Genomic DNA, 24633 nt, shown 5'->3' with positions numbered 1-24633 from the left:
ATGTGATGTCTATCGCTTCCCGCGAAAGAAATCCTTCAGCAGCTTACTGCTTTCTTCAGCTAACACACCATGTTCATATTGAACACGATGGTTTAACTGACTGGTATTAAAAATATCCATACAACTGCCCGCTGCACCGGTTTTCGGTTCAGTAGCAGCGAAAACTACTCGCTCAATTCTGGCATGAACAATCGCACCAGCACACATGATGCAGGGCTCCAGCGTGATATACATTGTGGAACCGGGGAGTCTATAGTTCTGTTGGTTGAGACAGGCTGCACGTAAAGCAACAATCTCGGCATGCGCCGTGGGATCCAGTTGGCTGATAGGTTGATTCCACCCGGTACCAATGAGTTCATCCTGATGGACGATAATCGCACCAACCGGTACCTCGCCATGTTGTTCTGCCTGATGCGCCAGTAATAATGCCTGACGCATCCAATACTCATCGTTGAACATGACTGATATGAACATCAATGAGGTTGAGTAAGCGCTGGCTGGCACCTTTACTTTGTTCAATCAGGTGTTTACCCGCATCTCCCATTTCAGCGCGACGTTGAGGATCTTTTAATAACGCAATGACGGAATCCGCTAATTGTTCAGTGTTTTTTACCTCAATAGCCGCATGATGTTCGAGAAACTGTCTGGTTATTTCAAGAAAGTTAAAATAATGAGGGCCGGTGATAACGGGGCGGGAAAGCGCAGCCGGTTCTAATATATTGTGACCGCCATGATTCACCAGGCTACCCCCAACAAAAGCAACATCTGCTGTACCATAAAAAACGGATAATTCGCCCATGCTATCAACCACCAGCGCTTGAACCTGGCTACTACAAGGCTTGCCATCACTTCTGCGCAGTGTATTTAAACCAGAACGACGGCACAGTGCTGTCACCCGATCAAAGCGTTCAGGATGACGTGGAACGATGATTAATAATAAATCACGAAACTGGCCACGGATTTTGCGGGCTGCATCCAGTATTAGCTCTTCTTCGCCCTCATGGGTGCTGGCGGCAATAAATACGGATCGATTTCCCCATAATGCTCGTATTGACTCTGCACGCTCGATAACACTGGCCGGTAAACTGATTTCATATTTCAGGTTTCCCACGGCGTGGACTTTGTCTTTATGTGCACCCAGTTGAACAAAACGATCGCGGTCACTATGGGATTGTGCGGCAATGAGCGGAATGCTTTGTAACATCTGCCGTGTTAACTTGGCGACTTTCAAATATCCCCGGGCACTGCGGGCGGATAGTCTTGCGTTGGCGACTGTGAGGGGAATTGAGCGTTCAGCACAAATCAGAATCAGATTAGGCCAGAGTTCAGTTTCCATAATAATGCCGAACTGAGGCTGCATTGCGTCAAGAAAACGTCTGATAGCGAACGGTAAATCATATGGCAGATATACGTGCAGTACATTTTCTGCAAACAGGCTTTTTACCCTGGCACTACCGGTGGGGGTCATTGTAGTGATAAGAACCTGATGGTCAGGGTAACGGTCCTGTAATCCTTTAATAAGGGGCCGACAAGCCTCGACTTCCCCTACAGATACCGCATGCACCCAGATAAGATTTTGCTCGGATGCGCGGGAAGGTATATGTCCAAACCGTTCATTCCAGCGTTTAAAATAAGCTGGTGCCTTAAATCCACGCCAGATCAATCTGATCAATATGAAAGGCAGAGCAAGATAGAATAGGGTTGAATACAAAACTTTCAAATTGGACTCACTGCAGGCAGTTTTTTAAGCTTAAATTGAGTTGGGATGATAGCATAGACACTGTTTTGTATTGTTATCGAACAGATGAAAATTCTCAGTAAAAAATTCCTTCACCCGCGCTTTTGGCCAAATTGGCTTGGCCTGCTTCTTATGCGTATCTCAATTTACTTGCCAAAATCCTGGCAATTATTCGCGGGTCATAGTCTGGGCCGCTTAATGCGATTGTTTATGAAGGATCGCGAGCGTGTTGCCAGGCGAAACCTTGAATTATGCTTCCCGGAAATGAGTCAGCAAAAACGTAAAGAATTGCTCAGTGAAAATATGTTGACGATGGGCATGATGCCGATCGAGACCGCCATCAGTTGGTGGGCCAGTGACAAAAGCCTGGAAAAACGGGTGGAATATCATGGTCTCGAACATATTCACAATGCTCTGGCTAAAGGGAAAGGGGTGCTGTTACTGACCGGCCATTTTACCAGCATGGAATTGGGCGGACGGCTGATCATGTTGAAACAGCCGTGCTATGTGATGTTTCGTGAACTTAAAAGTCCGTTATTTAATGCAGTGATGCTACATCAGCGACAACGTCACAGTGAAGGGACAATTTTACAAGCAGATATGCGCGGTATGTTGAGAGCATTAAAAAAGAATAAGGTTGTATGGTATGCGCCTGATCAGGATTTTGGTCGAAGAACCAGTGTTTTTGCCAAATTTTTTGGTATAAAAGCCGCCACTATTCCAGCAACAGCTAGACTCGCCAAAATGAGTGGTGCAGCCGTTGTGCCTTATGTACCAAGACGCTTACCCAATGGAAATTATTCGATTGATATTGGACCCGCCTGGGAAAACTACCCAATAGGCGATGAACTGGCTGATGCGCAACGAGTAAATGACTGGGTAGAGGCCGAAATAAAAAAATCGCCGACGCAATATCTGTGGGTGCATCGACGATTTAAAACTCAGCCAGAAGGCAAGGGCCTATTTTACAAAAAAAACTAGCGATTAAACGGAGAAAAACTGTAGCTCAGCATTAATGATTCGGAGCCGGGATTGTTTTTTGCCAAGTCCGCATTCGACATATGATAGAGCGTTAACGCCAGCCGTGAAGATGAGCTAATACGATAACCGAGCTCTATTCCCGTACGAAATAAAAAACCGCTTCCCAAATCCTGACCATCGCCATCTTCATAGCCGACCACGGCAAGTTGTGGGGTTAAGACCCATTTTTCTCCAAGATTAATGTCATATCGACCGCCTGCATGGGCCCAATAGCCTCCATCCGAGTTGCCGCTGAGACCAATTGCTGGAATGACATTAAAGAACGTTTCCTGTGTGGCAAACCGATACTCAATACCCAGTTCCAATGAATTGTTGCTTTCGAAAACTTCAAAACTTCCTGCAGACATCGCGATTGCTGGAGATTCCGCCTGAACGCTCACACAGCCTAGTAATCCGATGATTCCGATAATGCTCTTTCTTATCATAAATTATTGCCCTTTTAGATCATCAAAATCAGTTTATTAGATAACATGATTCATCCAGTTTGAGAAGTTAAATGCAAAAAAAAACCACCCGAAGGTGGTTTTTTTGTCCAATCAACGTTGAATTAACGTTTAGAGAACTGTGGTTTCTTACGAGCTTTATGTAAACCGATTTTCTTACGTTCAACGGCACGCGCATCACGAGTGATGAATCCGGCGCTACGTAAATCAGTTTTCAATTCGCTGTTATATTCGACTAATGCGCGGCTGATACCGTGACGAATCGCACCAGCTTGACCGTTGTTACCACCACCACGAACGGTGATATTAAGGTCAACTTTGTCGGTCATTTCAACCAGTTCAAGTGGTTGGCGTACCACCATGCGAGATGTTTCGCGACCGAAGTAATCTTCAAGGGTGCGGGTGTTGATGGTAATGTTGCCGCTGCCTGGCTTCATGAATACACGAGCGGTTGAGCTTTTGCGGCGGCCTGTTGCGTAGTAAGAATCTGCCATGACGTTATCCGATTAAATTTCCAGCATTTTAGGTTGTTGAGCTGCGTGTGGATGTTCAGTACCAGCATACACTTTCAGTTTGCTGAACATAGCACGGCCCAGAGGATTTTTAGGCAACATGCCTTTCACTGCCGTCTGGATGACACGCTCAGGTGCTTTATCCAGTTGTTTTTCCAGCGAGATAGATTTGATACCACCAATGTGACCAGTGTGGTGATAATAGATTTTATCTTTCATCTTGTTGCCGGAAACACGCAGTTTTTCAGCGTTTACAACAACAATGTAATCGCCTGTATCAACGTGAGGTGTATAAATAGCTTTGTGTTTGCCGCGCAGACGGCGAGCGATTTCTGTTGCCATACGGCCCAGAGTTTTGCCATCGGCATCAATTACGAACCAGTCGCGACGAACTTCTGCTGGTTTTGCACTTAAGGTTTTCATTCCGCGGGGTGCTCCTGAAAATATACGCATGCGGTCAAATAAAGAGGGAGAATGTTACGGATTCAAGCAAAGTCTGTCAACTGCAATTAACTAAATATAAATAGCAAAAAGCCACCCAGTACTAAGCGGTAAATGACAAAAGGCCACATGCCTATCCGTTCGAGTAGTTTAAGAAACAAAAAGATACAGATGTAAGCACTGATGGCCGAGAAAACCGCGCCAGCAGTTAGGGCAAACCAGTCCGTTGCTTGATCAGCTTTGATCAGTTTAACTGTTTCCAGGCCCCCTGCCAAAAAAATAACCGGAATAGATAATAAAAATGAGAAGCGGGCAGCAGCTTCACGCGTTAATCCCAGCATCAATGCTGCGGTCATGGTGATGCCTGAGCGGGATGTGCCCGGTATTAGCGCCAAGGCCTGGGAGAAGCCAATAATAAAAATGTCTTTCCAGTTCATTTGATCTTCTTGGCGGTTTCGCTTGCCTTTCCAGTCTGCCCAACCTAGTAACAGTCCGAATAAAATTGTTGTTGCGGCAATAACCAGCGGACTACGTAAGAATAACTCGATGAAATCATCCAAAAATAATCCGGCCAGTCCAACCGGAATGGTACCGATAATGACGGCCCAGGCTAATTTACTTTCACCTACAGTTTGTTTTTGTTGCAGAGAGCGAAACCAGTCAAAGACAAGTTGTCTGATGGTTGTTCGAAAATAAAAAATAACCGCTGTCAGTGTGCCCACATGTACTGCGACATCAAATGCAAGCCCCTGATCTTCCCAGCCGGCAATAATGGGTAACAGAATCAGATGAGCAGAGCTCGAAATGGGTAAAAACTCGGTCAGGCCTTGGAGTAGGGCAAGTGCAATAATTTGTATAATTTCCATATTTTTCTCATGACATAGCCATCGCTGGCAAAAGGCTCATTATTAATGGGTCTTATAATAGCTGGCTTCGTGTTAAAATTCTCGATTGAATATTACTTCTCAATCAGGATTAGCTGACCCATTATGTCAACTCGTATAAGAGAAATTCCATATAACTACACTTCTTTCTCAGATCGTGAAATTGTCATCCGCTATCTGGGCGAACCGATGTGGGAAATTCTGCAACAGTTACGTGAACAACGCAAAACTGGGCGCAGCGCAAAAATGCTGTTTGAAGTTTTGGGTGACATGTGGGTTATCACCCGCAATCCTTATATACAGGATGATTTGATTGAAAATCGCAAACGCTGGGACTCGCTGCGCCATGCTTTGCATCATCGTCTGGATCAAATCCGTGAACGTGCTACAGAAAATGATAATCAACTGGCACTTCAGCTTGAGCAAGCAGCTCGCAAGGCAGTAGAAAAGTTTGAGCGTGAACTGCTGGCAACGGCGGATCGTCGCAAAGTGGTTATGCGTCGTCTTAGCCGTGTGACCAAAAAACACAATATCTGCTTTGATGGATTATCGCGTGTGTCACATGTGACAGATGCCACTGACTGGCGTGTTGAATATCCGCTGGCCGTTATCAAACCGGACACCGAAGAAGAAATGGCCGCTATTATTGCTGCCAGTATTGAGTTGGGTTTAACTGTCATTCCTCGTGGTGGTGGTACCGGCTATACCGGTGGGGCGATTCCTTTGACTGCGGATAGTGTCGTTATCAATACCGAAAAACTGGAAGGCTTAGGGACTGTTGTTTATCGCAAGCTTCCTGGACGTGATGATGAAGTTGCTACTGTGCGTGCCGAAGCCGGTGTTGTGACCCGTCGATTGTCTGACCTTGCCGGTAAAAATGGTTTGGTCTTTGCTGTGGATCCGACGTCTCAGGATGCCTCGACTATCGGCGGTAATGTGGCGATGAATGCCGGTGGTAAAAAAGCCGTTATGTGGGGAACTGCACTGGATAATCTGGTTTCCTGGAGAATGGTGACGCCCGATGCGACCTGGATGGAAGTGGAACGCCTAAACCACAACATGGGTAAAATCCACGATATTGAGATGGCGACTTTCAGAATCAGTCGTTATAAACCAGATGGCAAAACATTGTTGGAAGCGCCTGAAGAGATTGCTATACCTGCACAGCAGTTACGCAAGTTGGGCTTGGGTAAAGATGTAACCAACAAGTTTTTGGGTGGCTTACCTGGCATTCAGAAAGAAGGTTGCGACGGCTTGATTACCTCGGCGGTGTTTGTCCTTCACCGTATGCCACAATTTATTCGAACTGTTTGTCTCGAATTCTTTGGTAACGATTTGACCAAAGCTGTACCGGCGATTGTGGAAACCAAAAACTTCCTTGATAACAACAAAAAAGTGCTGCTCGCAGGTATGGAGCATCTGGACGAACGCTACGTTAAAGCAGTTGATTACAGCACTAAGGCACCACGTTCAGAGTTACCGAAAATGGTATTGCTGATCGATATTGTCGGCGATGATGAAAATGCAGTAGCCGAAGCCAGTTCTGAGGTTGTGCGTCTATCGAATGCCCGTGAGGGAGAAGGCTTTGTTGCGGTAAGTCCTGAGGCACGGGCCCGTTTCTGGGCTGATCGTGCGCGTACTGCAGCCATTGCCAAACACACTAACGCGTTCAAAATTAATGAAGACGTGGTCATTCCGCTTGAGCGGCTGTCTGAATATAACGACGGTATTGAGCGAATTAACATCATTCATTCTACTAAAAATAAGCTGCGAATAGTGGATGCGGTGCTGCAGTTTTTGAGCAGTCAGCCTAAAGAGCTGAAACAAACCATTAAAAAACTCGATGACAGCGCTGAAAATGATGCCATTCTGCAATCGAAAGTTGATACTGCCTGCAGTCATTTACGTGTGGTACAGACCCGCTGGCAGGAAGTTCTGGATAACCTTGATTCTGTCGCATTGAATCACAAAGAGTTGTTATCCGATGAAGTGCTCAAGTTGCTGGCTGATACCGATACCTTATTTAATGTATTGCAACGCCGGGATTTACGTATCTCTTATCGTAAAGAGGTGGAAAAACCACTGAAAGAACTGTTTCAGGGCCAATCTCTGGAAGTGTTGCGTACCAAGCTGGATGATATTCATAAAGAATTACGTTCAAGCCGACTGTTTGTTGCGACCCATATGCATGCCGGTGACGGTAATGTGCATACCAATATTCCGGTGAACTCAAACGACTATCAGATGATGCATGAAGCAGAACTGATCGTTGATGGGGTAATGAAGCTGGCGGGTGATCTGGGTGGGGTTATCTCTGGTGAGCATGGAATTGGTTTGACCAAGATGCAATATCTGGATAAAGCGACCATTGATGCATTTGCCGGTTATAAACAGAAAGTGGATCCGTTGGGCCGTTTCAATGCCGGTAAATTGCTGGCGGGTTCAGGCCTGGAAAACGCTTACACACCGTCGTTGAGACTATTGCAACAGGAAGCGTTAATTCTTGAAGCCAGTGATTTGGGTGAGATTAACAACGATATCAAGGACTGTCTGCGTTGCGGTAAATGTAAACCGGAATGTACCACCCATGTGCCGCGTGCCAATTTGTATTATTCACCACGCGACAAGATCCTGGGCACCGGTCTGATTATGGAAGCGTTTCTCTATGAGGAACAGACCCGCCGCGGTATTTCGGTACGACATTTTGAAGAAATGAATGATGTGGCCGATCACTGCACGGTATGTCATCGCTGTCTGAATCCATGTCCTGTCAATATCGACTTTGGTGACGTGTCAATGAAGCTGCGTGCCGTGTTGAAGAAACAAGGTAAACGCCATGTGAATCTGGGTACCTGGTCTTCGATGGCTTATCTGAATGCGACGGATCCTTTTACCGTTAAAATCATGCATAAAACCATGATTCAAATGGGGTTCAAAGCCCAGCGCCTGGCGCACTCGGCAGCTAAGTATCTGGGGCTTCTGGCCAACAAAAAGAAAAAGCCACCATTACCTACGACGGGTAAAACACCCTTACGTGAACAGGTGGTGCATTTTGTTAAAAAACCGATGCCGGGCAATCTGCCGACGCGAACCACGCGTGGCATGCTGGGTCTGGAAGATGACAAAATGGTACCGATTCTGCGGGATCCAAACAAAGTCAGCGAAGATTCCGATGCGGTATTTTATTTTCCGGGTTGTGGCTCAGAGCGTCTGTTCAGTCAGGTAGGGCTGGCAACTCTGGCGATGTTATATGAAGTAGGTACTGAAACGGTACTACCACCAGGCTATTTATGTTGTGGTTATCCTCAGGCTTCTACCGGTGATGATGACAAGGCCACGGCGATTTCAACCAGTAACCGGGTGTTGTTCCATCGCGTCGCCAATACGCTGAACTATATGGATATCAAGACCGTTATCGTGTCTTGCGGAACCTGTATGGATCAGTTACTTAAATATGAATTTGAAGCGATTTTCCCGGGCTGCCGTTTATTGGATATTCATGAGTACCTGATGGAAAAAGGTGTGAAAATGCAGGGTGTCGACGGTATTCAGTATATGTATCACGATCCCTGCCATACACCGATGAAAACCTATAAACCAACGTCAGTGGCCGCCAGTCTGTTGGGTCAGGATGTCACCTTGAATGATCGTTGCTGTGGTGAAGCAGGTTCGTTTGCCGTTGCACGTCCTGATATTGCCACGCAGGTTCGGTTCCGTAAGGAAGAAGAGATCACCAAGGGCATCCAAGAATTAACTGGCCAGGACAAAGCGGTTAAAGGCAATGTGAAAATGCTGACGTCCTGCCCAGCCTGTCAGCAGGGGCTGTCACGCTACAACGAAGATACCGGTATTGAAACCGATTACATTGTGGTGGAAGTGGCGAAACACGTGCTAGGTGAACAGTGGCATACACAGTTTATTGATAATGTGAAAGCCGGTGGTATTGAGCGGGTACTGCTCTAATAAATAGAATGATCCCGGACGCAGTATTCTGCGTTCGGGATTTTTTTATGAAAGGCTATCAGTGCAGAGGCGTTAACGCTTCACCGTTGAAACTGACACGATCCCAGCCATAACGCAGAAAGTTACGGATATTCTGATGGTCTTCACCTTTGGGATTCAGCAAAACATCGCTTCGGTAATAACGCCCAAAACAGGCTAAGGTCTGTGACTCTCCCAATTCATGCAAAATACCAAAAAACAGAATTTTGCATGATCCATTATTCTCTCCAGCATCATTATGCAGCTCACCGTTATGAAATGCGGTGGGGGTGAACTGATAATTGGTATCAATCACTGCAATGGTATCTTCGAAATCAATTGCGGACGGATTATCAGTCAACGTGCTGAGAAAGGTCGCTAAATCCATAGTAAAACTCCAAAATTAATAAAAAAAGCGGGTAAATTCGGCCACTGGTTCACGAGCAGTGCGGTATTTATTAACCGCAGCATGAGTATCTTCATAACCTATTGCCATACCGCACACCAGAATAGTGTCGGCAGGATACTCCAGAATTTTTTTAACATTTTCAGGGTATTCCGCTAGAGCCGCCTGCGGACAGGTGGCCAGACCTTTATTCTGCGCGACCAGCATCAGATTTTGTATAAACATACCCAAATCCAGAAAGGATCCGGTCTGCATCTCTGCATCCATAAAAAATAGCATCATCACTGGTGCGTCAAACGCCCGATAATTGGCTTCCCATTGTTTCCGTTGGGCGTGTTTGTCTTTGCGGTCAATCTGCAAACTCTGATAAAGCTGTAAACCACAGGCACGGCGACGATCTATATACGGCGACTGCCAGGTTTCGGGGTAATAAGCATAGTCTGGTCTGGACGCATGACCTTCTCTGAAAGCGTGAATCAGACTCTCCGAGAGTTGTTGTTTGGTGTTGCCGGTCACGACTGCTACCTGCCAGGGCTGGGTATTGGCGCCTGAAGGTGCATGACGGGCGATATCGAGTATTTCATGAATAAGTTTATCGCTTACCGTTTTATCCAGAAATGCCCTGGTGCAGTGACGTTGTTTAATTACTTCATCAATCTTCATATTTGGGCTCTGCTTCTTTTAATCTCAGCACAAACCCTATCATTACCGCCGCTAGGCCCAATAGCATCAATTGCAATTCAATATGTCCCCATAACAACGTGATTGAAAAGCCAAAGGCGATGACCAGCATAACAAGTGCCTGGATTTTGGTACGGCGCCGTACTGTTTTGGTTTGATCCCATTGTCTTAATGGGGCCCCTATCCAGCGGTTATTCAGCAACATGGCGTGAAACCGTGGTGAAGTCTCGGCAAAACAGCCCAAGGCGAGAATCATAAACGGCGTAGTTGGCATTACGGGCAAAAATGCGCCAATTATTCCTAAAATGACGCATAACCAGCCAAAGCTGAAAATTAAAAAATGTTTGATTCTTTTTCTCATATTGAAAAAAAAGTTACCTGAATGTCAGAGTTTATTACCAGGTTTTGTTTATTTTTCAGCATCACTACTGCTGGAGGCCCATATCGTCCAACAAGGCAGCTGTTAAAGATAAACAGTCCCAAAGGGTTGGCATTCGCGACAGCTAAAATGTTTAATGTCATTATCAAACCGTGATTATACGTGCTGGCAACTAATGCTGAGGTTTCAATTGCCATAAAAGTCGAAAAACCAAAGCTTGTTCTAAGAAAGCATGACTCAGTTGTGACAAGCTTGGGGTATTAATTATCTTTTTAGATAAAGATCTACATCGCCAAAGAGGGTCAGCATGCAACAGCAAAATAAAACATTTCAGCTACCAATCCGCACCGCAGTAGTTGCAGGGTTAATGCTTTCCAGCTTGCTGGTCGCTGTAGTCATCATTGCATTGCAATATTACTTCAATAAGAACCTGGCAGAGAAAACACTGCATTCTCGTTATCAGCAAACAAAGGCCAGTGTGAATGAGTATCTGGAATCCATTGATAATCGTGCCACGAATGAAATAAATGAACTAAAACAGTTACCCAGATTGCTCGAAAATCCACAGATAAATGGTGAAGTCGGTCAGTTGTTGGTTGCCGTTATGCAACGTAATCCGTTATTTCAATCGGTTTATCTTGGTCAACAAAATGGTGAGGTAGAACAACTCATCAACTTACAGGCCACGCCAGCCCTGCGCCAGCATTTGCGTGCAGAGGAGGCAGATCGTTGGCTGTTAATCAAAATTTTCAATGAAGATGGTCAGCAACATCGACGCCTTGAATATTATGATCGTAATTTTACCCTTCGTCATGCCTGGCAGCATCAAAGTGATTTTGATATCACTACCCATTCCTGGTTTTCAGAGGCTACCGTCGATGAAGTGAGCAAAACTCAATCCTATCTGCTCGCCGAAATGCATTCTCCAGCACAAACCTACTCAGTCAAATTGCCAGACAGTGATGCCGTTTTATCGATCACCGTAGAATTGACAGGATTGTCTACTTTGCTGGAAAACCGTCATCGAGACAATGAAACGGAAATATTTTTCTATCCACAAACCGGTGGAGTTATTGCCTCCAACCAACCTGCAGAACAGATAACCTCATTGCCAGAAGCGCCAAGACTGGAACTGACCAACGAGCAACTGGCAATCATTGAAGAAAACCCGATAGTACGGGTGAGTAGTGAGAAAGACTGGCCGCCATTAAATTTTTCCAGTAACGGTGTTCCCATGGGGTATGCCGTAGATGTGCTGAATTACATTTCACGGATGAGCGGGTTGGAAATGCAGTTTATTACTGGAGACAATTGGCAACAGTTGGCCACACAGTTTGTTGATGGTGAGCTGGAAATCATGCAGCCGGTTTTTTACAGTGAGTTTCGTAACTTTATGGGTGAAATGACCATTCCGTTTGTCGATGTTCCTTACGGCATTATCACCTCTTCCGAGTCGCCTGTTACACGTATTACAGAGCTGAACGGTAAAACGGTTGCCATCCCTGAGGGCTGGTCCTTAACCGGCAGGTTGCAAGCTGAGTTTCCAGATATCAACATTATTGAAGTGGAAACGACTCGTGAAGTTTTTGAAGCCGTTATCAGCGGGGAGGCTGATGCCGGAATGGATACGGCAATTACGTTGCAATATATCACTGCCCAGGAATATTCCGATGAAATAACGGTGCATCAGGGGGTAGATTTCTCGCCAGCAGAATTGCCAACCGGGCTACATTTTATGGTGAATCGACAAAATACGGGGCTTACTGACGTTCTTAACCGGGCACTGGAAAATTTATCGGATAGTCATCATCAGGCCTTAGTTGATAAATGGTTTAATTCCATAGATACCGACGGTAACCCCCAGGCATTTCGTCTGGAGCGCTTTAAAAATGATGCGCTACAGGTTTCCGATAAACTTCAATCGATAAGACTTAATGAGCAGGATTATTATGTCTATCATCAGGCTATAGCCATCAATGATGTTGAACCCCAGTACCTCACCATCATGTCACCGCAGAATACTGTGATGAGTCAGGTGTGGAGCAAAACTCAAAATGCCATGCTGGTTGCCGGCTTGATGTTGTTATTCCTATTGCCGTTCAGTTGGTGGTTTGCCTCGCTAATATTATCTGCCGTGAAAAAACTTCAGCTAAATATTGAGCATATTCAACAGCGTCAATTTTCTGCGGTAGACGTTCCATCTCATCACTTATTGGAATTCAGTGCGTTAAGCGAAAAATTACTTGAACTGTCACAGACAAGTCGAGCTTATCAACAAGCACAACAGCAATGGACCGATTCGTTGATTGCATCAGTAGCCCATGCGATTGATGCAAAATCATCTTATCCAACACATCATTGTGTGCTGGTACCCGAGTTGTCGATGTTATTGGCAAACGAAGCGGATAAATCAAACGAGCAGATTTTTAAATATTTCAAGTTGGATGATGAAGACAAGCAGCGGGAATTCCGTTTGGCAGCCTGGTTACATAGCTTTGGAAAAATCACCACGCCGGAATATCTGGTTGATAAACGTACCAAACTGGAAATGCTCTATAACCGGATTCATGAGATCCGTATGCGCTTTGAGGTGTTATGGCGTGATGCCGAAATAGAGTTCTGGCAACAAACCCTGCAACGGCCCGAAAATCGTGCAATGAATGAAGAAGCTTTAAAGGTAAAGCAACTGCAGCTAAAAGATGATTTTGCTTTTATTGCTCAATGCAATATTGGTACAGAATTTATGGATCAGAATACCAATGAACGATTGAAACGACTGGCAAAAATCACTTGGGAACGACATTTTGATGATCAATTAGGGCTATCTCCCGTTGAGCTGGATCAGCAGACTGATGCGACAACGACTCTTCCGGTCACTGAACAGTTGCTGGCAGATAAAGCGGAACATATTATTCCTCGCAATCAGAAAGCAGCTGAGGATGCCCGGGCAGGGGAGAATCTCAACCAACCGGAATACGGTTTTAATCATGGTGAACTGTACAACCTGACCATTGAATCCGGCACCCTGACTAAGGAAGAGCGTTTCAGAATCAATGAACACATTCTGACCACTATCAAAATGCTTGAATCCCTGCCGTATCCTGATGAGCTTTCAAATATCCCACGTTATGCAACAACTCATTTGGAAACAATGAATGGTACTGGCTATCCGCGGGGGCTCACTGCTGATGATTTATCGGTGCCTGAACGCATCATTATGCTGGCCAATGTTTTTGAAGCCCTGACGGCAGCAGATCGCCCGTATAAAAAAGCCAAAACCTTGAGCGTGGCAATTTTCATTTTGCATCAGCTGGTTGAGCAGGAGTTGATGGATAGGGATGTGTTTGAATTATTCCTCACCAGTGGGGTTTACAAACACTACGCTGAAAAGTTTATGGCACAAGAACAAATTGATGAAGTTGATATCAACAAGTTTCTGAGAGAAGAAGAACGTTATATTTAGCTTAGGCGGTATAATGGATAAACCAATTCTGGTGTTTGTAGTGAGTTTTTAATGGCGATTCAGTGGTTTCCCGGACATATGCATAAAGCCGGGCTGGAGATGAAAAAAATCCTGCCGCAGATGGATTTGATTATCGAAGTGCTGGATGCCCGACTTCCGTACAGCAGTTCCAATCCCATGCTGGCGGCTATTCGAGGTGATAAGCCCTGCCTTAAGGTGCTGAACAAGGCCGATCTGGCTGATCCGCAACTGACTGAAATCTGGCAACAATATCTTGAGCAGGAGCAGGGAATCAAAACACTGGTTCTGTCTGCCAATGAGACAACGCGTGGCAAAGAATTAATTGCGATGTGCCAAAAACTGGTACCGCATAAAGCCAGCAGTGTGAAAAAAATTCAGGCACTGATAATGGGTATTCCCAATGTTGGTAAATCGACATTGATAAATGCACTGGCCGGGCGACAGATTGCCAAAACGGGTAATGAACCTGCAGTGACCAAGGTTCAGCAACGCATTATCGTTGATGATGTGGTGGTATTACATGATACGCCGGGAGTGTTATGGCCTAATGTGGAAAATCATGACAGTGGGTATCGTTTGGCCATTACCCATGCCATTAAAGAAACTGCTTTTGAGAATCATGATATTGCCTTATACGCCGTCAAGTATCTTATGCAGCAATATCCTCAAGCTTTGTTAAGTCGATTTCATGTCGATGGCATCACTGACCATGAGCAAACGATGTTGGAAAAAATGGCCCAGAAGCGTGGTTGTATTAAAGCCGGTGGCGTGGCCGATATTGAGCGGATCAGTAAAATTCTGCTGACTGAATTACGCAATGGTCAACTTGGTAGGCTGACGCTGGAAACACCCGAGATGACTGAACGTGAGTGGTTGCAGGTAATACAGAGACGTGAAGAAAAAGCGGCCAAAAAAGCTGCACGTAAAAATAAGCGATGATCCTCTTCAACAGAATAAATTTATTTCTGTAACATCTGTGGTCTGAAACTGTCTGTTGAGTAACGGTTGTGGAGAATTTGTTATGCGAATCTTAACGGTATTACTAATGTTTTTGCTGGCAGGCTGTGCGGCGACACAACCCTCGATATACGCAAAATCTCATAATGACATCCCTTATGAAGAGGTGCTGCAGAATTTTGAATCCTATGAGCAGCAAACAGTACGCTGGGGTGGAATGATTGCTCACGTAGCGAATTATGAGAATTTTTCTGAATTGACCATCGTGCAGTTTCCATTGACGCGGTATGGCGTTCCCATCTCAACCGAAAAAAGTGCTGGCCGGTTTATTGTTCGCAGTGAAAGTTTTCTCGATCCAATGATTTATTCCCCAGAGAAACTGGCTACTTTTATCGGTACCGTTAACTCACTACAACTGCAAAAAGTCGATCAAAAAATGTTATCGCTACCGTTGATTACACTCGAGGAAAGTCACGTGTGGCCACAAAAAGATCCTGAGTCCTCACGGCCCTATAATCCAAAGCATGATGCGCCATTTTTAGGCTATGGCTATTATGGAACAGGCTCCTACTCTCCATAAAAACGACTACTCGCACCACTTTATTAATCTAAATAATAATTATTTGCATTTAGATTAATCAGTCCTTATACTGCGTTTAACCTTATCAATATTGCTGAGGTATACGAGATGCAGTCATCAAAAAATTATTTTCCGAAACAAAAAGCAATACATGTGGCGTTTAGTCCTGATCGACTAGAAGCATTAATCTGTCAGGGCAAACTACATGCCGCTGACTTTAACTGTCTGGATAAAAAATCCAAACGAACAGTGTGGAGCATGCTGCTGGCAGCGGCAGCTCACAGATTGAGTTAATCATGAATGTAAACAGAGCAGAGAGAGCAGAAACCTGGTGCGAAGCTGTCATTTTAGCCGCCAATGAACAATTGGAATTGATGTACCGCCAACACGCTTCAGCATGTATTGCGTTACAGATTTCAAGAAATTATCGGTTATTACTAACCCATAACGAGCACCCTTTAAAGAAACAGCACTGGCGAGCCTTATCGCAGCGCTGGTTACTCAGTTATCAACTTCATCGAGGCCAACAGCGTGGATTACCCGATATGTTGGAAAGTCTCTGAATCTTCAAATTTAAAATAAGGATCTTTAATCATGGCTTCAAATACCTGCCAGCCGGAAAACGTCTTTTCTTCCAGTACCTGTGATATCCAATTTTGCCCTGATTGTCAGATGGTGCACGTCAATATGGGGGCTATCACCATTCGCATGACGGAGCAGCATTTTGCGACTTATGCGATTGATATCAGCAAAGCATTGTTTCATATGCGCCAACGTGAAATACATCAGGCCGATATGCGGATAATGATGTAATACACCTTTCACACGATTATTCTTGATCAACACCAAATCTGACGAAGGGTCTCTTTATCTTTAGAGCCTAAGGTCAACAGACCCTACAGTTCTTTCGTTAAAATGCTGGTGGTCAGTGAAAAAAGGGAGCTCTGCTCCCTTTTTTTGTCTGAAATTTATGGCAAGATAAAATTCTGCTGCTGTTTTCAGCTATGCTTGTAGCTGCACTGAAAAAATTATTTGGGACTAGGTAAATGCTGAAAGGGATAAAAGTCACAGCGATTGTGATCATTTCTGTGCTGATGCTTATTTGGCTGACCTGTACTTTGCTGCTGAACCATGCACGAGATCTCAAGCTGGACCAATACAAACTGACCAATCCCTGGTTGCTTGAACATTATCAACGGACGGATGTGCCGGTAGAACATGGATGGCGTCTGGCTGAACAGCTGTTTATGGAAATCGAGTCACAACTTTATGTGAATGCCGAACCTAAACTGCTTCTTAACCGTCCATTGTTAGGTGGTATTTTACTGGAGGATCTCATTGTTCTGGCAACAGATGACAATCTGATTCTGTTTGATACCGAAGGCGGGTATATCGGCACACTTGGGGCTGCAGAACTTATACCGGCCGAGATCCAGAATATTGGCTTACATCATGGTCTTCCGGTGCTGCAAACCCGAAGTGGGATGTGGCAAGGGAATTCGATTCTGGATGATTGGCAATTGATATCGTTGCAGGGAGTTTCATGGAGCGAATCCATCCCTATCCCGGAATCCACTAAAAATGAACTTAGGCAGCAACTTGAAGCTCATAACATCAAGCTGACAACACTACTTGAAGGTATCTGTAACGGGCGTTTTTTTGGTGAACAGGGGCGTTGGCTGATTGATGCATTATTACTGTTGATAATGGTTCTTGCATTACGCGGCATGTTTGGATTAACAGACAAGTCATAATGGCGCGGTTATGCCACTATAAAATTTATTTCGGGAGGTAGGTTTTTGAGACAGACAGGGTTTCCGTTTCTGCCCAAAGACTTCATTGAAACTGAAGATGGATTGATATTTGCCGTAGTCAGCTATCACTCACATGATCAGAAAGTGGGCTGCTTTTTACGTTATGTGCAGGATCAACATGGTTGGCATAAAGTGGATACTGAACAGGCTAACCGTTTACTGGAACGCCATCATCCAGAGTTTTTATTTTATTCCAGCCAGTTTGATGCAGCCTTTCATGCGGTTCCGGTGAACAGCATTATTCATCATCACCGTCCCGAGCAACGATTGCAGCAATTACTTAAACAACCAGCTGAAGATCCGCTGCAGCATAAACTACATAAATTGATAGCCATTTTGCAGCAATATTCAGTGGATATTGATGCCATGGGGCTCACCGGATCAATGCTGATTAATCAGCAAAAAGCGACATCCGATATTGATCTGGTCATATACGGACGTGAGGCGTTTCATCAATGTCGCTCTGCCGTTAAAAAAGCAATTGCAGATAATCTGCTTCAGAAGCTGGATATAACTCAAATGCAGGAAAACTATCAGCGACGGGATAGTGAGCTGGATTTTGACACCTTTAGCTGGCATGAATACCGGAAATGCAATAAAGCGATGATTGATGGCAGTAAATTCGATATAGGAATGGTCTGTCTATCAGATGAGCTTGATATCGAACATCGGCATTTCCTCAAACAAGGCATTAAAACCATCCAATGTCGGGTGACCGATGACAGTCGTGCATTTGATTTCCCTGCACGATACCGAGTGGATAATGCACTGACTCCTGAAATTATTTCCTTTACCCATACCTATGTTGGACAAGTGGAAAAAGGAGAATTCATTGAGGTTTGCGGTGCATTGGAATGTGATGCTTCCGGAACCTGCCGAATTGTGGTCGGTTCTACACGAGAAGCCCGAGGCGAATATATAAAGGTGATTGAACAAAAATGAGTGAACTTATTCAAAATACAAAAGCAGATATAGGCGTAGTAGGTTTAGCCGTGATGGGACAGAACCTGGTGCTCAACATGAATGACAAAGGCTTTAAGGTAGCGGTTTATAACCGGACCACCTCCAAAGTCGATGAGTTTCTGGAGGGGCCAGCAAAAGATACCAATATTATCGGTTGCCATGATCTGAAAAAATTTGTCGAAAGCCTGCAAATGCCTCGTCGGGTCATGTTGATGGTGAAAGCGGGTCCCGTGGTTGATTCTTTTATTGAGCAACTGGTTACCTATCTGGATAAAGGTGACATCATTATTGATGGCGGTAACTCACTGTTTAATGACAGTGACAGACGTACCCATGAACTGCATAAAAAAGGCATTCTGTTTGTCGGCAGCGGTGTTTCAGGTGGTGAGGAAGGCGCACGTTTCGGACCTTCTCTAATGCCTGGTGGTAATAATGCCGCATGGCCTGCGATTAAACCCATTTTTCAGGCCATTGCTGCACAGGTTGATGGGGAAGCCTGCTGTGACTGGGTCGGTAATGACGGCGCTGGCCATTATGTAAAAATGGTGCATAACGGCATTGAGTACGGTGATATGCAACTGATTTGTGAAGCGTATCAAATGATGCGCGAAGGCCTGGGCATGTCCGGTGATGAAATTCAGCAGGTATTTGCTGAATGGAACGAAGGGGTTTTGGACTCCTATCTGATCGAGATTACCCGCGATATCCTGGCGGTGAAAGAACCTGATGGCAGTTTGCTGATTGATCATATTCTGGATACTGCCGGTCAAAAAGGAACGGGTAAATGGACTGGTATCAATGCACTGGAGTTAGGCATTCCATTAACGCTGATTGGAGAGGCCGTATTTTCCCGCTGTTTATCTGCTCTGAAAGATGAACGGGTGACGGCCTCTAGTGTTTTGCCTGCAGAAGCAGGTGAATTTTCCGGCGATAAAGCTGAAATGGTTAACGCAATTCGTGATGCCTTATATGCTTCAAAAATTATTTCCTACGCCCAAGGTTACATGCTAATGCGTGAAGCAGCCAAAACCTATGGCTGGGAGCTCAATTATGGTGGTATTGCGTTGATGTGGAGAGGCGGCTGTATTATTCGCAGTCGCTTCCTGGGCAATATTCGCGATGCTTTTGAGCGGAATCCCCAACTGGGAAATCTGTTACTGGATGATTTCTTCATTGATGCTATTACTGAGGCCTTACCGGGTTGGCGTAAAGCCGTAGGCTGTGCCATCAGTCTTGGGGTTCCGGTACCTGCATTCAGCAGTGCATTATCTTTCTATGATGGTTATCGCAGTGAACGCTTACCTGCCAATTTATTGCAGGCCCAGCGGGATTATTTTGGTGCCCACACCTATGAACGGCTGGATAAGCCTCGCGGTGAATATTTCCATACCAACTGGACCGGCAGAGGCGGTAATGTTTCAGCATCAACCTATGAAGCGTAAATCAAGGTAAATGAAACACTGAAGAGGGCGGGAAACCGCCCTTTTTAATGTCCAAAATTTACAATGGTGTCGTTCTTCTCAGCACCATAAACTGGTTAGGTTCGCCAACAACATAGATATTACCCTCAGCATCGGTTGTAACCCCTTCAGGCTGGCTCATTTTAGGCCAAAGACGATAAGGACCACTGCCTAATCTGATTCGTGATATTTCCTCTCCCGACAAATCAATTACGTGCAGGCTGTGTGAGTCATCACTTAAAACCAGTAATCTTTCTTCCGGGCCCTGCAACAAGGTAAGACCCGAGAAGTCATCGACCTCCAGACGCAGGTTTTTCATTACATCAAACTGCTTGGTCTGCTCATCATTTTCCAATGCAAAATGCATTATCCGGGCCGGCATCTCTTGCACAAAAAACACGCCGTGTCGCGGTGAAAAGGCAATCCCCTCAATGCCTTTATTATTTTTTTCAGGGGGAAGCAGGGCAAGGGTTTTGACATCAGAATAGTGAACTTCTGTCGTTGTATCGAGTATGTCAACAAAGCTAATGGTCTGCTGCCGCTCTTCGCTGATAATAAATCGATTGCCTTCTACATAATCAATACTTTCAGTATCAGAAAAACCTATTAAATCAATTTTTCTCAGCAATTGACCATTTTTACTGATGACAACGATCTGCTCAGGATTATTAATAATGCCATAAAGATTTCCAGAATCAGGATGATAGGTTATGCCTGATAAGTTATCTTCTATACCATCAATCATCAGCGTTTTACTGAGCAGATAGTGATTAAGATCCCAGACTTCACTGGTTTTAGTTGTGGCAGAACTCACGGTGCTGAACCAGAGGCAGCCACTTAAAATCGTGCTGAGCAGTAATACAATAAGTAGTAATCTCGATCGGGTTTTATCCGAGAAAAGAGCCATGCGTTTATCCTTCAACTTGGTTACTCTACCAATGCCAGACATTGATATGACTTAAAGAAGAACGATAATCCTCGAGGCTTAATTCAAACTGAAAATTAGTGTTGGATCAGGAAAATTTTTATGGCTTACTCATCGACATCATCCATATCGGCTTGACCTGATAAGCGACGCCGTATGTGCGACCATGACATTCCCACTGCGAGCACAGTAGCGATAAGAAATAAAATGATATAGGTAAAAGCGGCATGATGAAGGAATTCCAGAATACCTAAATCAAATAACCACCAGATAATAATGGCAAAAAAGGCAAACGCGAGGATAAGACCAAATCCACCTAATGATCGGAATGTTGCTCTGAGATAAACCGTCCAGCCAATCAGGATAATAACGGTGGCCATGGCAAATGGTGGGGTAATATTCATACCAGCGTTACCAAACAGAGCGTCATTGGCCCAATGATAATAGCTATAACCACTCGGGTTATAACTGATAAATACCAGCAAAACGGCAAACAACAAACGTAATAAAAAGCCTTTACTATTAAAACGTTGTGCCATGACCGTCTCCTTAAATATTTATTGGACTAACGAATCTCAAACAGGCTAAATTCGCCAGTAGCGGTTAGTTTTTCCAGGCTGATATCAGTGACCTGTGCAAAATTCGGTCCTTGCCAGGCCCATTCGAGTAATTGTTCCAGTTGAGCGGGTTCACCTTCTGCGACCATCTCAACCTGCCCACTGCGCAGATTTCGCACCCAGCCTGTTACGCCTATTTTCTGCGCTGCGATTTGTGCTGACATACGATAGCTGACACCTTGCACGCGACCTTCAATTACAAAGTGATACCGCTTTATTCCCATTCGATAGTAGCAGGTGGTTTACCAGAGATATCGTAGACTACTCTTGAGATACCATTGATTTCATTAATAATCCGACGTGACACCAGATCCAGAAACTCATAAGGCAGGTGTGCCCAGCGAGCGGTCATAAAATCAATGGTTTCGACTGCACGCAATGCAACTACATAGTCATAGCGACGACCATCACCCATTACACCAACTGATTTAACGGGTAAAAATACTGCAAACGCCTGGCTGGTTTTATCATACAAATCATGCGCGCGCAGTTCTTCGATAAAGATGTTATCGGCTTTACGCAATAAGTCGGCATATTCTTTTCTGACTTCGCCCAGAATACGTACGCCAAGGCCTGGGCCAGGGAATGGGTGGCGATAGACCATATCGCTTGGCAAGCCTAATTCAACGCCCAGTTTACGCACTTCATCTTTAAACAATTCGCGTAAAGGCTCAATTAATTTGAGTTTCATGTGCTCCGGTAAGCCGCCGACATTGTGATGCGTTTTAATCACATGGGCTTTACCGGTTTTAGAAGCAGCAGATTCGATTACATCAGGATATATAGTGCCTTGAGCCAGCCATTGCACATTTGTCAGTTTGGAAGCTTCTTCATCAAATACTTCAACAAACTCACGGCCAATGATTTTACGTTTGGCTTCCGGATCATTTTCACCGGCCAATGCAGAGAGAAAACGATCTTCAGCATCGACGCGAATCACTCTGATGCCCATATGTTTGGCAAACATCGCCATCACCTGGTCGCCTTCGTTTTCACGCAACAGGCCATTATTTACAAACACACAAATCAGCTGATCGCCAATTGCACGGTGCAGTAAAGCTGCCACTACCGAGGAATCAACACCACCTGATAAACCCAGCAATACTTCATCTTTGCCAACTTGCTGGCGGATGGTTTCAATGCTGTCTTCAATAATATTGGCGGAGGTCCATAAGGTTTCACAACCACAGATTTCGCTGATAAAACGTGAAATCATCCGTTGTCCCTGAGTGGTGTGGGTGACTTCAGGATGGAACTGGACGCCGTAGAACTGTCGTTCTTCATCTGCCATACCAGCAATGGGCGCACTGTCAGTGCTGGCAATGACTTTAAATCCCTCTGGCAACTGGCTGACCCGATCACCATGACTCATCCATACATCCAGCATGCCAAAGCCTTCTGGGGTTGTATGGTCTTCAATATCTTTCAAAAACGCAGAATGACCATGAGCACGAATTTTAGCGTAGCCAAATTCCCGGTGAGATGACGATTCGACCTTGCCCCCAAGTTGTGTGGCCATGGTTTGCATGCCGTAGCAGATACCCAGCACGGGCACATTCATTTCAAATACGCAGTGTGGTGCAGCTGGTGCAGACTCACCAATCGTTGAATCAGGGCCGCCGGAAAGAATGATACCTTTTGGAGCAAATTCACGAATTTCTGCTTCGCTGATATCCGGGTTGCGTAACTCACAATACACACCGGCTTCGCGCACTCGGCGGGCAATAAGTTGGGTATATTGTGACCCGAAATCAAGGATTAGAATGCGGTGGTCGTGAATATGGCTGCTCATGAATCTCTCTTACAGTCAGATAAAAAATACCGGCTTCCGGGGAGAAGCCGGCATTATTCAAAAATTAATTAACCCGGTAATTCGGTGCTTCTTTGGTAATAGTCACGTCATGGACATGGCTTTCATTCATACCAGCAGAAGTCACACGAACAAACTCAGGTTTGGTCCGCATTTCTTCAATAGTACGGCTACCGGTATAGCCCATGGAAGCCCGAACACCGCCCATCAACTGATGGATAACCGGACTCAGATTCCCTTTGAAGGGCACTCGACCTTCAATGCCTTCCGGAACAAGTTTGTCAGGTTCACTAGACTCTTGGAAGTAACGATCACTGGATCCTTGCTTCTGTTGCATGGCACCCATGGATCCCATACCACGATACGATTTATAAGCACGACCTTGGAATAATTCCACTTCGCCAGGAGCTTCTTCTGTACCGGCAAACATTCCACCAATCATAATGGCATGTGCGCCGGCTACAATGGCTTTGGCAATATCACCCGAATAGCGTACGCCACCATCAGCAATTAAGGGTATACCGGTTCCAGCCAGTGCTGCCGCGACATTACTGATAGCGCTGATTTGTGGTACACCTACACCGGCGACGATACGTGTGGTACAGATAGAGCCGGGACCGATACCGACTTTTACCGCATCTGCACCGGCTTCAACTAAAGCTTTGGCTGCAGCAGCAGTCGCGATATTACCGCCGATGACTTGAACTTGAGGATAGTGTTTTTTGACCCAACGCACCTGATCCAAAACGCCTTGAGAGTGGCCGTGTGCCGTATCAACAACAATCACATCCACTCCAGCAGCTACCAGAGCATCCACGCGCGCTTCACTCTCGGAACCAATTCCTACCGCAGCACCAACCCGTAAACGCTCCTGTGCATCTTTTGATGCCAGTGGGTTATCCGTTTGTTTTTGAATATCTTTTACTGTGATCATGCCCTGCAAGTGGAAGTTATCATCGACAACCAGGACTTTTTCAATGCGGTTGGTATGCAATAAATGCAGCACCTCTTCACGGGTGGCATTTTCGCCTACAGTGACCAATTTATCTTTGCCGGTCATGATCGATGAGACTGGACTATCAAAATGTTTTTCAAAACGTAAATCACGGCTGGTCACGATGCCCACCAAATCATCGCCATCGACAACCGGGACGCCGGAGATATTATGAGCACGAGTAAGTTCAACGACAGCGCCAATAGAGGTATTAGGACTAACGGTAATGGGATCCCGTACCACACCGCTTTCAAATTTTTTCACTTTGCGAACTTCATCTGCCTGTTGTTCGATGGTCATATTTTTATGCAAAATACCCAGACCACCTTCCTGTGCCATAGTGATCGCCAACCGGCTTTCAGTGACGGTGTCCATGGCAGAAGAAAGCAGTGGAATATTAATGGTGATATCACGTGTCAATTGAGTTGACAAACTGACATCACGCGGCAGAACATTTGAATAGGCGGGGAGTAATAAAACGTCATCAAATGTCAGGGCTTCTTGCGCAATTCTCATGAGGCGG

Annotated in this window: 25 protein-coding genes; 11 read left to right on the top strand and 14 right to left on the bottom strand. The window is 45.2% G+C overall.

What is annotated here, in order from left to right:
- Positions 1-9 precede the first annotated feature (9 nt).
- Positions 10-438 carry a tRNA adenosine(34) deaminase TadA gene (gene tadA / locus B4F66_RS13610; RefSeq protein WP_292411275.1) on the bottom strand — a complete coding sequence of 143 codons (429 nt, stop codon included), beginning with the start codon at positions 436-438 and terminating at the stop codon, positions 10-12.
- 7 nt (positions 439-445) lie between these two features.
- Positions 446-1672 (bottom strand): lipid IV(A) 3-deoxy-D-manno-octulosonic acid transferase, encoded by a 1227-nt coding sequence (waaA, locus tag B4F66_RS13605; RefSeq protein ID WP_292356496.1) that lies wholly within the window; start codon positions 1670-1672, stop codon positions 446-448.
- A gap of 198 nt (positions 1673-1870) precedes the next feature.
- Between waaA and lpxL the strand changes: the two genes are divergently transcribed.
- Complete coding sequence (gene lpxL / locus B4F66_RS13600) at positions 1871-2719, top strand: LpxL/LpxP family Kdo(2)-lipid IV(A) lauroyl/palmitoleoyl acyltransferase (protein WP_292356494.1); 849 nt, start codon at positions 1871-1873, stop codon at positions 2717-2719.
- Here lpxL and B4F66_RS13595 read toward each other — a convergent pair.
- The 4 genes from B4F66_RS13595 to B4F66_RS13580 form a co-directional block, all read right to left on the bottom strand.
- Entirely contained in the window at positions 2716-3204 is a 489-nt protein-coding gene (locus B4F66_RS13595) for an acyloxyacyl hydrolase (protein WP_292356492.1), read from the bottom strand. The genes lpxL and B4F66_RS13595 overlap by 4 nt on opposite strands.
- 122 nt (positions 3205-3326) lie before the next feature.
- Positions 3327-3716 carry a 30S ribosomal protein S9 gene (gene rpsI / locus B4F66_RS13590; RefSeq protein ID WP_292356490.1) on the bottom strand — a complete coding sequence of 130 codons (390 nt, stop codon included), beginning with the start codon at positions 3714-3716 and terminating at the stop codon, positions 3327-3329.
- 12 nt (positions 3717-3728) lie between these two features.
- Positions 3729-4157 (bottom strand): 50S ribosomal protein L13, encoded by a 429-nt coding sequence (rplM, locus tag B4F66_RS13585; protein ID WP_014705973.1) that lies wholly within the window; start codon positions 4155-4157, stop codon positions 3729-3731.
- Positions 4158-4243: 86 nt separating this feature from the next.
- Positions 4244-5041 carry an undecaprenyl-diphosphate phosphatase gene (locus B4F66_RS13580; RefSeq protein WP_292356484.1) on the bottom strand — a complete coding sequence of 266 codons (798 nt, stop codon included), beginning with the start codon at positions 5039-5041 and terminating at the stop codon, positions 4244-4246.
- Between the two features lie 123 nt (positions 5042-5164).
- On the opposite strand from B4F66_RS13580, the gene B4F66_RS13575 reads away from it, so the two are divergent.
- Positions 5165-9022 carry a DUF3683 domain-containing protein gene (locus B4F66_RS13575; protein WP_292356482.1) on the top strand — a complete coding sequence of 1286 codons (3858 nt, stop codon included), beginning with the start codon at positions 5165-5167 and terminating at the stop codon, positions 9020-9022.
- Positions 9023-9080: 58 nt separating this feature from the next.
- Here B4F66_RS13575 and B4F66_RS13570 read toward each other — a convergent pair whose 3' ends face one another.
- The 3 genes from B4F66_RS13570 to B4F66_RS13560 are packed head-to-tail and all read right to left on the bottom strand — an operon-like array spanning position 9081 to position 10488.
- Positions 9081-9428 (bottom strand): HopJ type III effector protein, encoded by a 348-nt coding sequence (locus tag B4F66_RS13570; protein ID WP_292356481.1) that lies wholly within the window; start codon positions 9426-9428, stop codon positions 9081-9083.
- A gap of 15 nt (positions 9429-9443) precedes the next feature.
- On the bottom strand, positions 9444-10109 hold the full coding sequence (locus tag B4F66_RS13565; RefSeq protein ID WP_292356479.1) for a nitroreductase: 666 nt from the start codon (positions 10107-10109) through the stop codon (positions 9444-9446).
- A complete protein-coding gene (locus tag B4F66_RS13560) occupies positions 10099-10488 on the bottom strand; it encodes a YbaN family protein (RefSeq protein ID WP_292356477.1) in 390 nt (129 codons plus the stop codon). Before B4F66_RS13560 ends, B4F66_RS13565 begins: the two co-directional genes overlap by 11 nt.
- A 325-nt stretch (positions 10489-10813) precedes the next feature.
- Between B4F66_RS13560 and B4F66_RS13555 the strand changes: the two genes are divergently transcribed.
- The 9 genes from B4F66_RS13555 to gnd all read left to right on the top strand — a co-directional run bounded on the left by B4F66_RS13555 (position 10814) and on the right by gnd (position 19746).
- Positions 10814-13969, top strand: coding sequence for an HD domain-containing phosphohydrolase (locus tag B4F66_RS13555; protein ID WP_292356475.1), 3156 nt, complete (start codon positions 10814-10816; stop codon positions 13967-13969).
- A gap of 51 nt (positions 13970-14020) precedes the next feature.
- Positions 14021-14929, top strand: coding sequence for a ribosome biogenesis GTPase YlqF (gene ylqF, locus B4F66_RS13550; RefSeq protein ID WP_292356473.1), 909 nt, complete (start codon positions 14021-14023; stop codon positions 14927-14929).
- Between the two features lie 82 nt (positions 14930-15011).
- The gene (locus B4F66_RS13545) at positions 15012-15527 is read left to right on the top strand and encodes a Slp family lipoprotein (RefSeq protein WP_292356471.1); all 516 of its coding nucleotides are present in this window, start codon (positions 15012-15014) and stop codon (positions 15525-15527) included.
- A gap of 108 nt (positions 15528-15635) precedes the next feature.
- Entirely contained in the window at positions 15636-15821 is a 186-nt protein-coding gene (locus tag B4F66_RS13540) for a hypothetical protein (protein WP_292356469.1), read from the top strand.
- Positions 15822-15823: 2 nt separating this feature from the next.
- Positions 15824-16090, top strand: coding sequence for a hypothetical protein (locus tag B4F66_RS13535; RefSeq protein WP_292356467.1), 267 nt, complete (start codon positions 15824-15826; stop codon positions 16088-16090).
- Between the two features lie 31 nt (positions 16091-16121).
- The gene (locus B4F66_RS13530; protein WP_292356465.1) at positions 16122-16340 is read left to right on the top strand and encodes a hypothetical protein; all 219 of its coding nucleotides are present in this window, start codon (positions 16122-16124) and stop codon (positions 16338-16340) included.
- Between the two features lie 233 nt (positions 16341-16573).
- On the top strand, positions 16574-17281 hold the full coding sequence (locus tag B4F66_RS13525; RefSeq protein ID WP_292356464.1) for a peptidase: 708 nt from the start codon (positions 16574-16576) through the stop codon (positions 17279-17281).
- Positions 17282-17326: 45 nt separating this feature from the next.
- Positions 17327-18283, top strand: coding sequence for a hypothetical protein (locus B4F66_RS13520; RefSeq protein ID WP_292356462.1), 957 nt, complete (start codon positions 17327-17329; stop codon positions 18281-18283).
- Positions 18280-19746, top strand: coding sequence for a decarboxylating NADP(+)-dependent phosphogluconate dehydrogenase (gnd, locus tag B4F66_RS13515; RefSeq protein WP_292356461.1), 1467 nt, complete (start codon positions 18280-18282; stop codon positions 19744-19746). Before B4F66_RS13520 ends, gnd begins: the two co-directional genes overlap by 4 nt.
- Before the next feature lie 58 nt (positions 19747-19804).
- Here the strand turns inward: gnd and B4F66_RS13510 are convergent, their stop codons facing one another.
- From B4F66_RS13510 to guaB, 5 genes are all read right to left on the bottom strand, one after another.
- A complete protein-coding gene (locus B4F66_RS13510) occupies positions 19805-20671 on the bottom strand; it encodes an SdiA-regulated domain-containing protein (RefSeq protein ID WP_292356459.1) in 867 nt (288 codons plus the stop codon).
- 125 nt (positions 20672-20796) lie between these two features.
- Positions 20797-21228 carry a DUF6524 family protein gene (locus B4F66_RS13505; protein WP_292356457.1) on the bottom strand — a complete coding sequence of 144 codons (432 nt, stop codon included), beginning with the start codon at positions 21226-21228 and terminating at the stop codon, positions 20797-20799.
- Between the two features lie 26 nt (positions 21229-21254).
- The gene (locus tag B4F66_RS13500) at positions 21255-21530 is read right to left on the bottom strand and encodes an acylphosphatase (protein ID WP_292356456.1); all 276 of its coding nucleotides are present in this window, start codon (positions 21528-21530) and stop codon (positions 21255-21257) included.
- Positions 21521-23098: a glutamine-hydrolyzing GMP synthase gene (gene guaA / locus B4F66_RS13495; protein WP_292356454.1), complete on the bottom strand. Its 1578-nt coding sequence runs from the start codon at positions 23096-23098 to the stop codon at positions 21521-21523. The genes B4F66_RS13500 and guaA overlap by 10 nt, the downstream gene beginning before the upstream one ends.
- A gap of 64 nt (positions 23099-23162) precedes the next feature.
- The gene (guaB, locus tag B4F66_RS13490) at positions 23163-24626 is read right to left on the bottom strand and encodes an IMP dehydrogenase (RefSeq protein ID WP_292356453.1); all 1464 of its coding nucleotides are present in this window, start codon (positions 24624-24626) and stop codon (positions 23163-23165) included.
- Positions 24627-24633: the final 7 nt, after the last annotated feature.

It is taken from the genome of Methylophaga sp. UBA3603 (assembly GCF_002375335.1).
GTDB lineage: Bacteria > Pseudomonadota > Gammaproteobacteria > Nitrosococcales > Methylophagaceae > Methylophaga.
The sequence above is the reverse complement of the archived record's forward strand: the minus strand, read 5'-3'. Positions and strand labels throughout refer to the sequence as shown.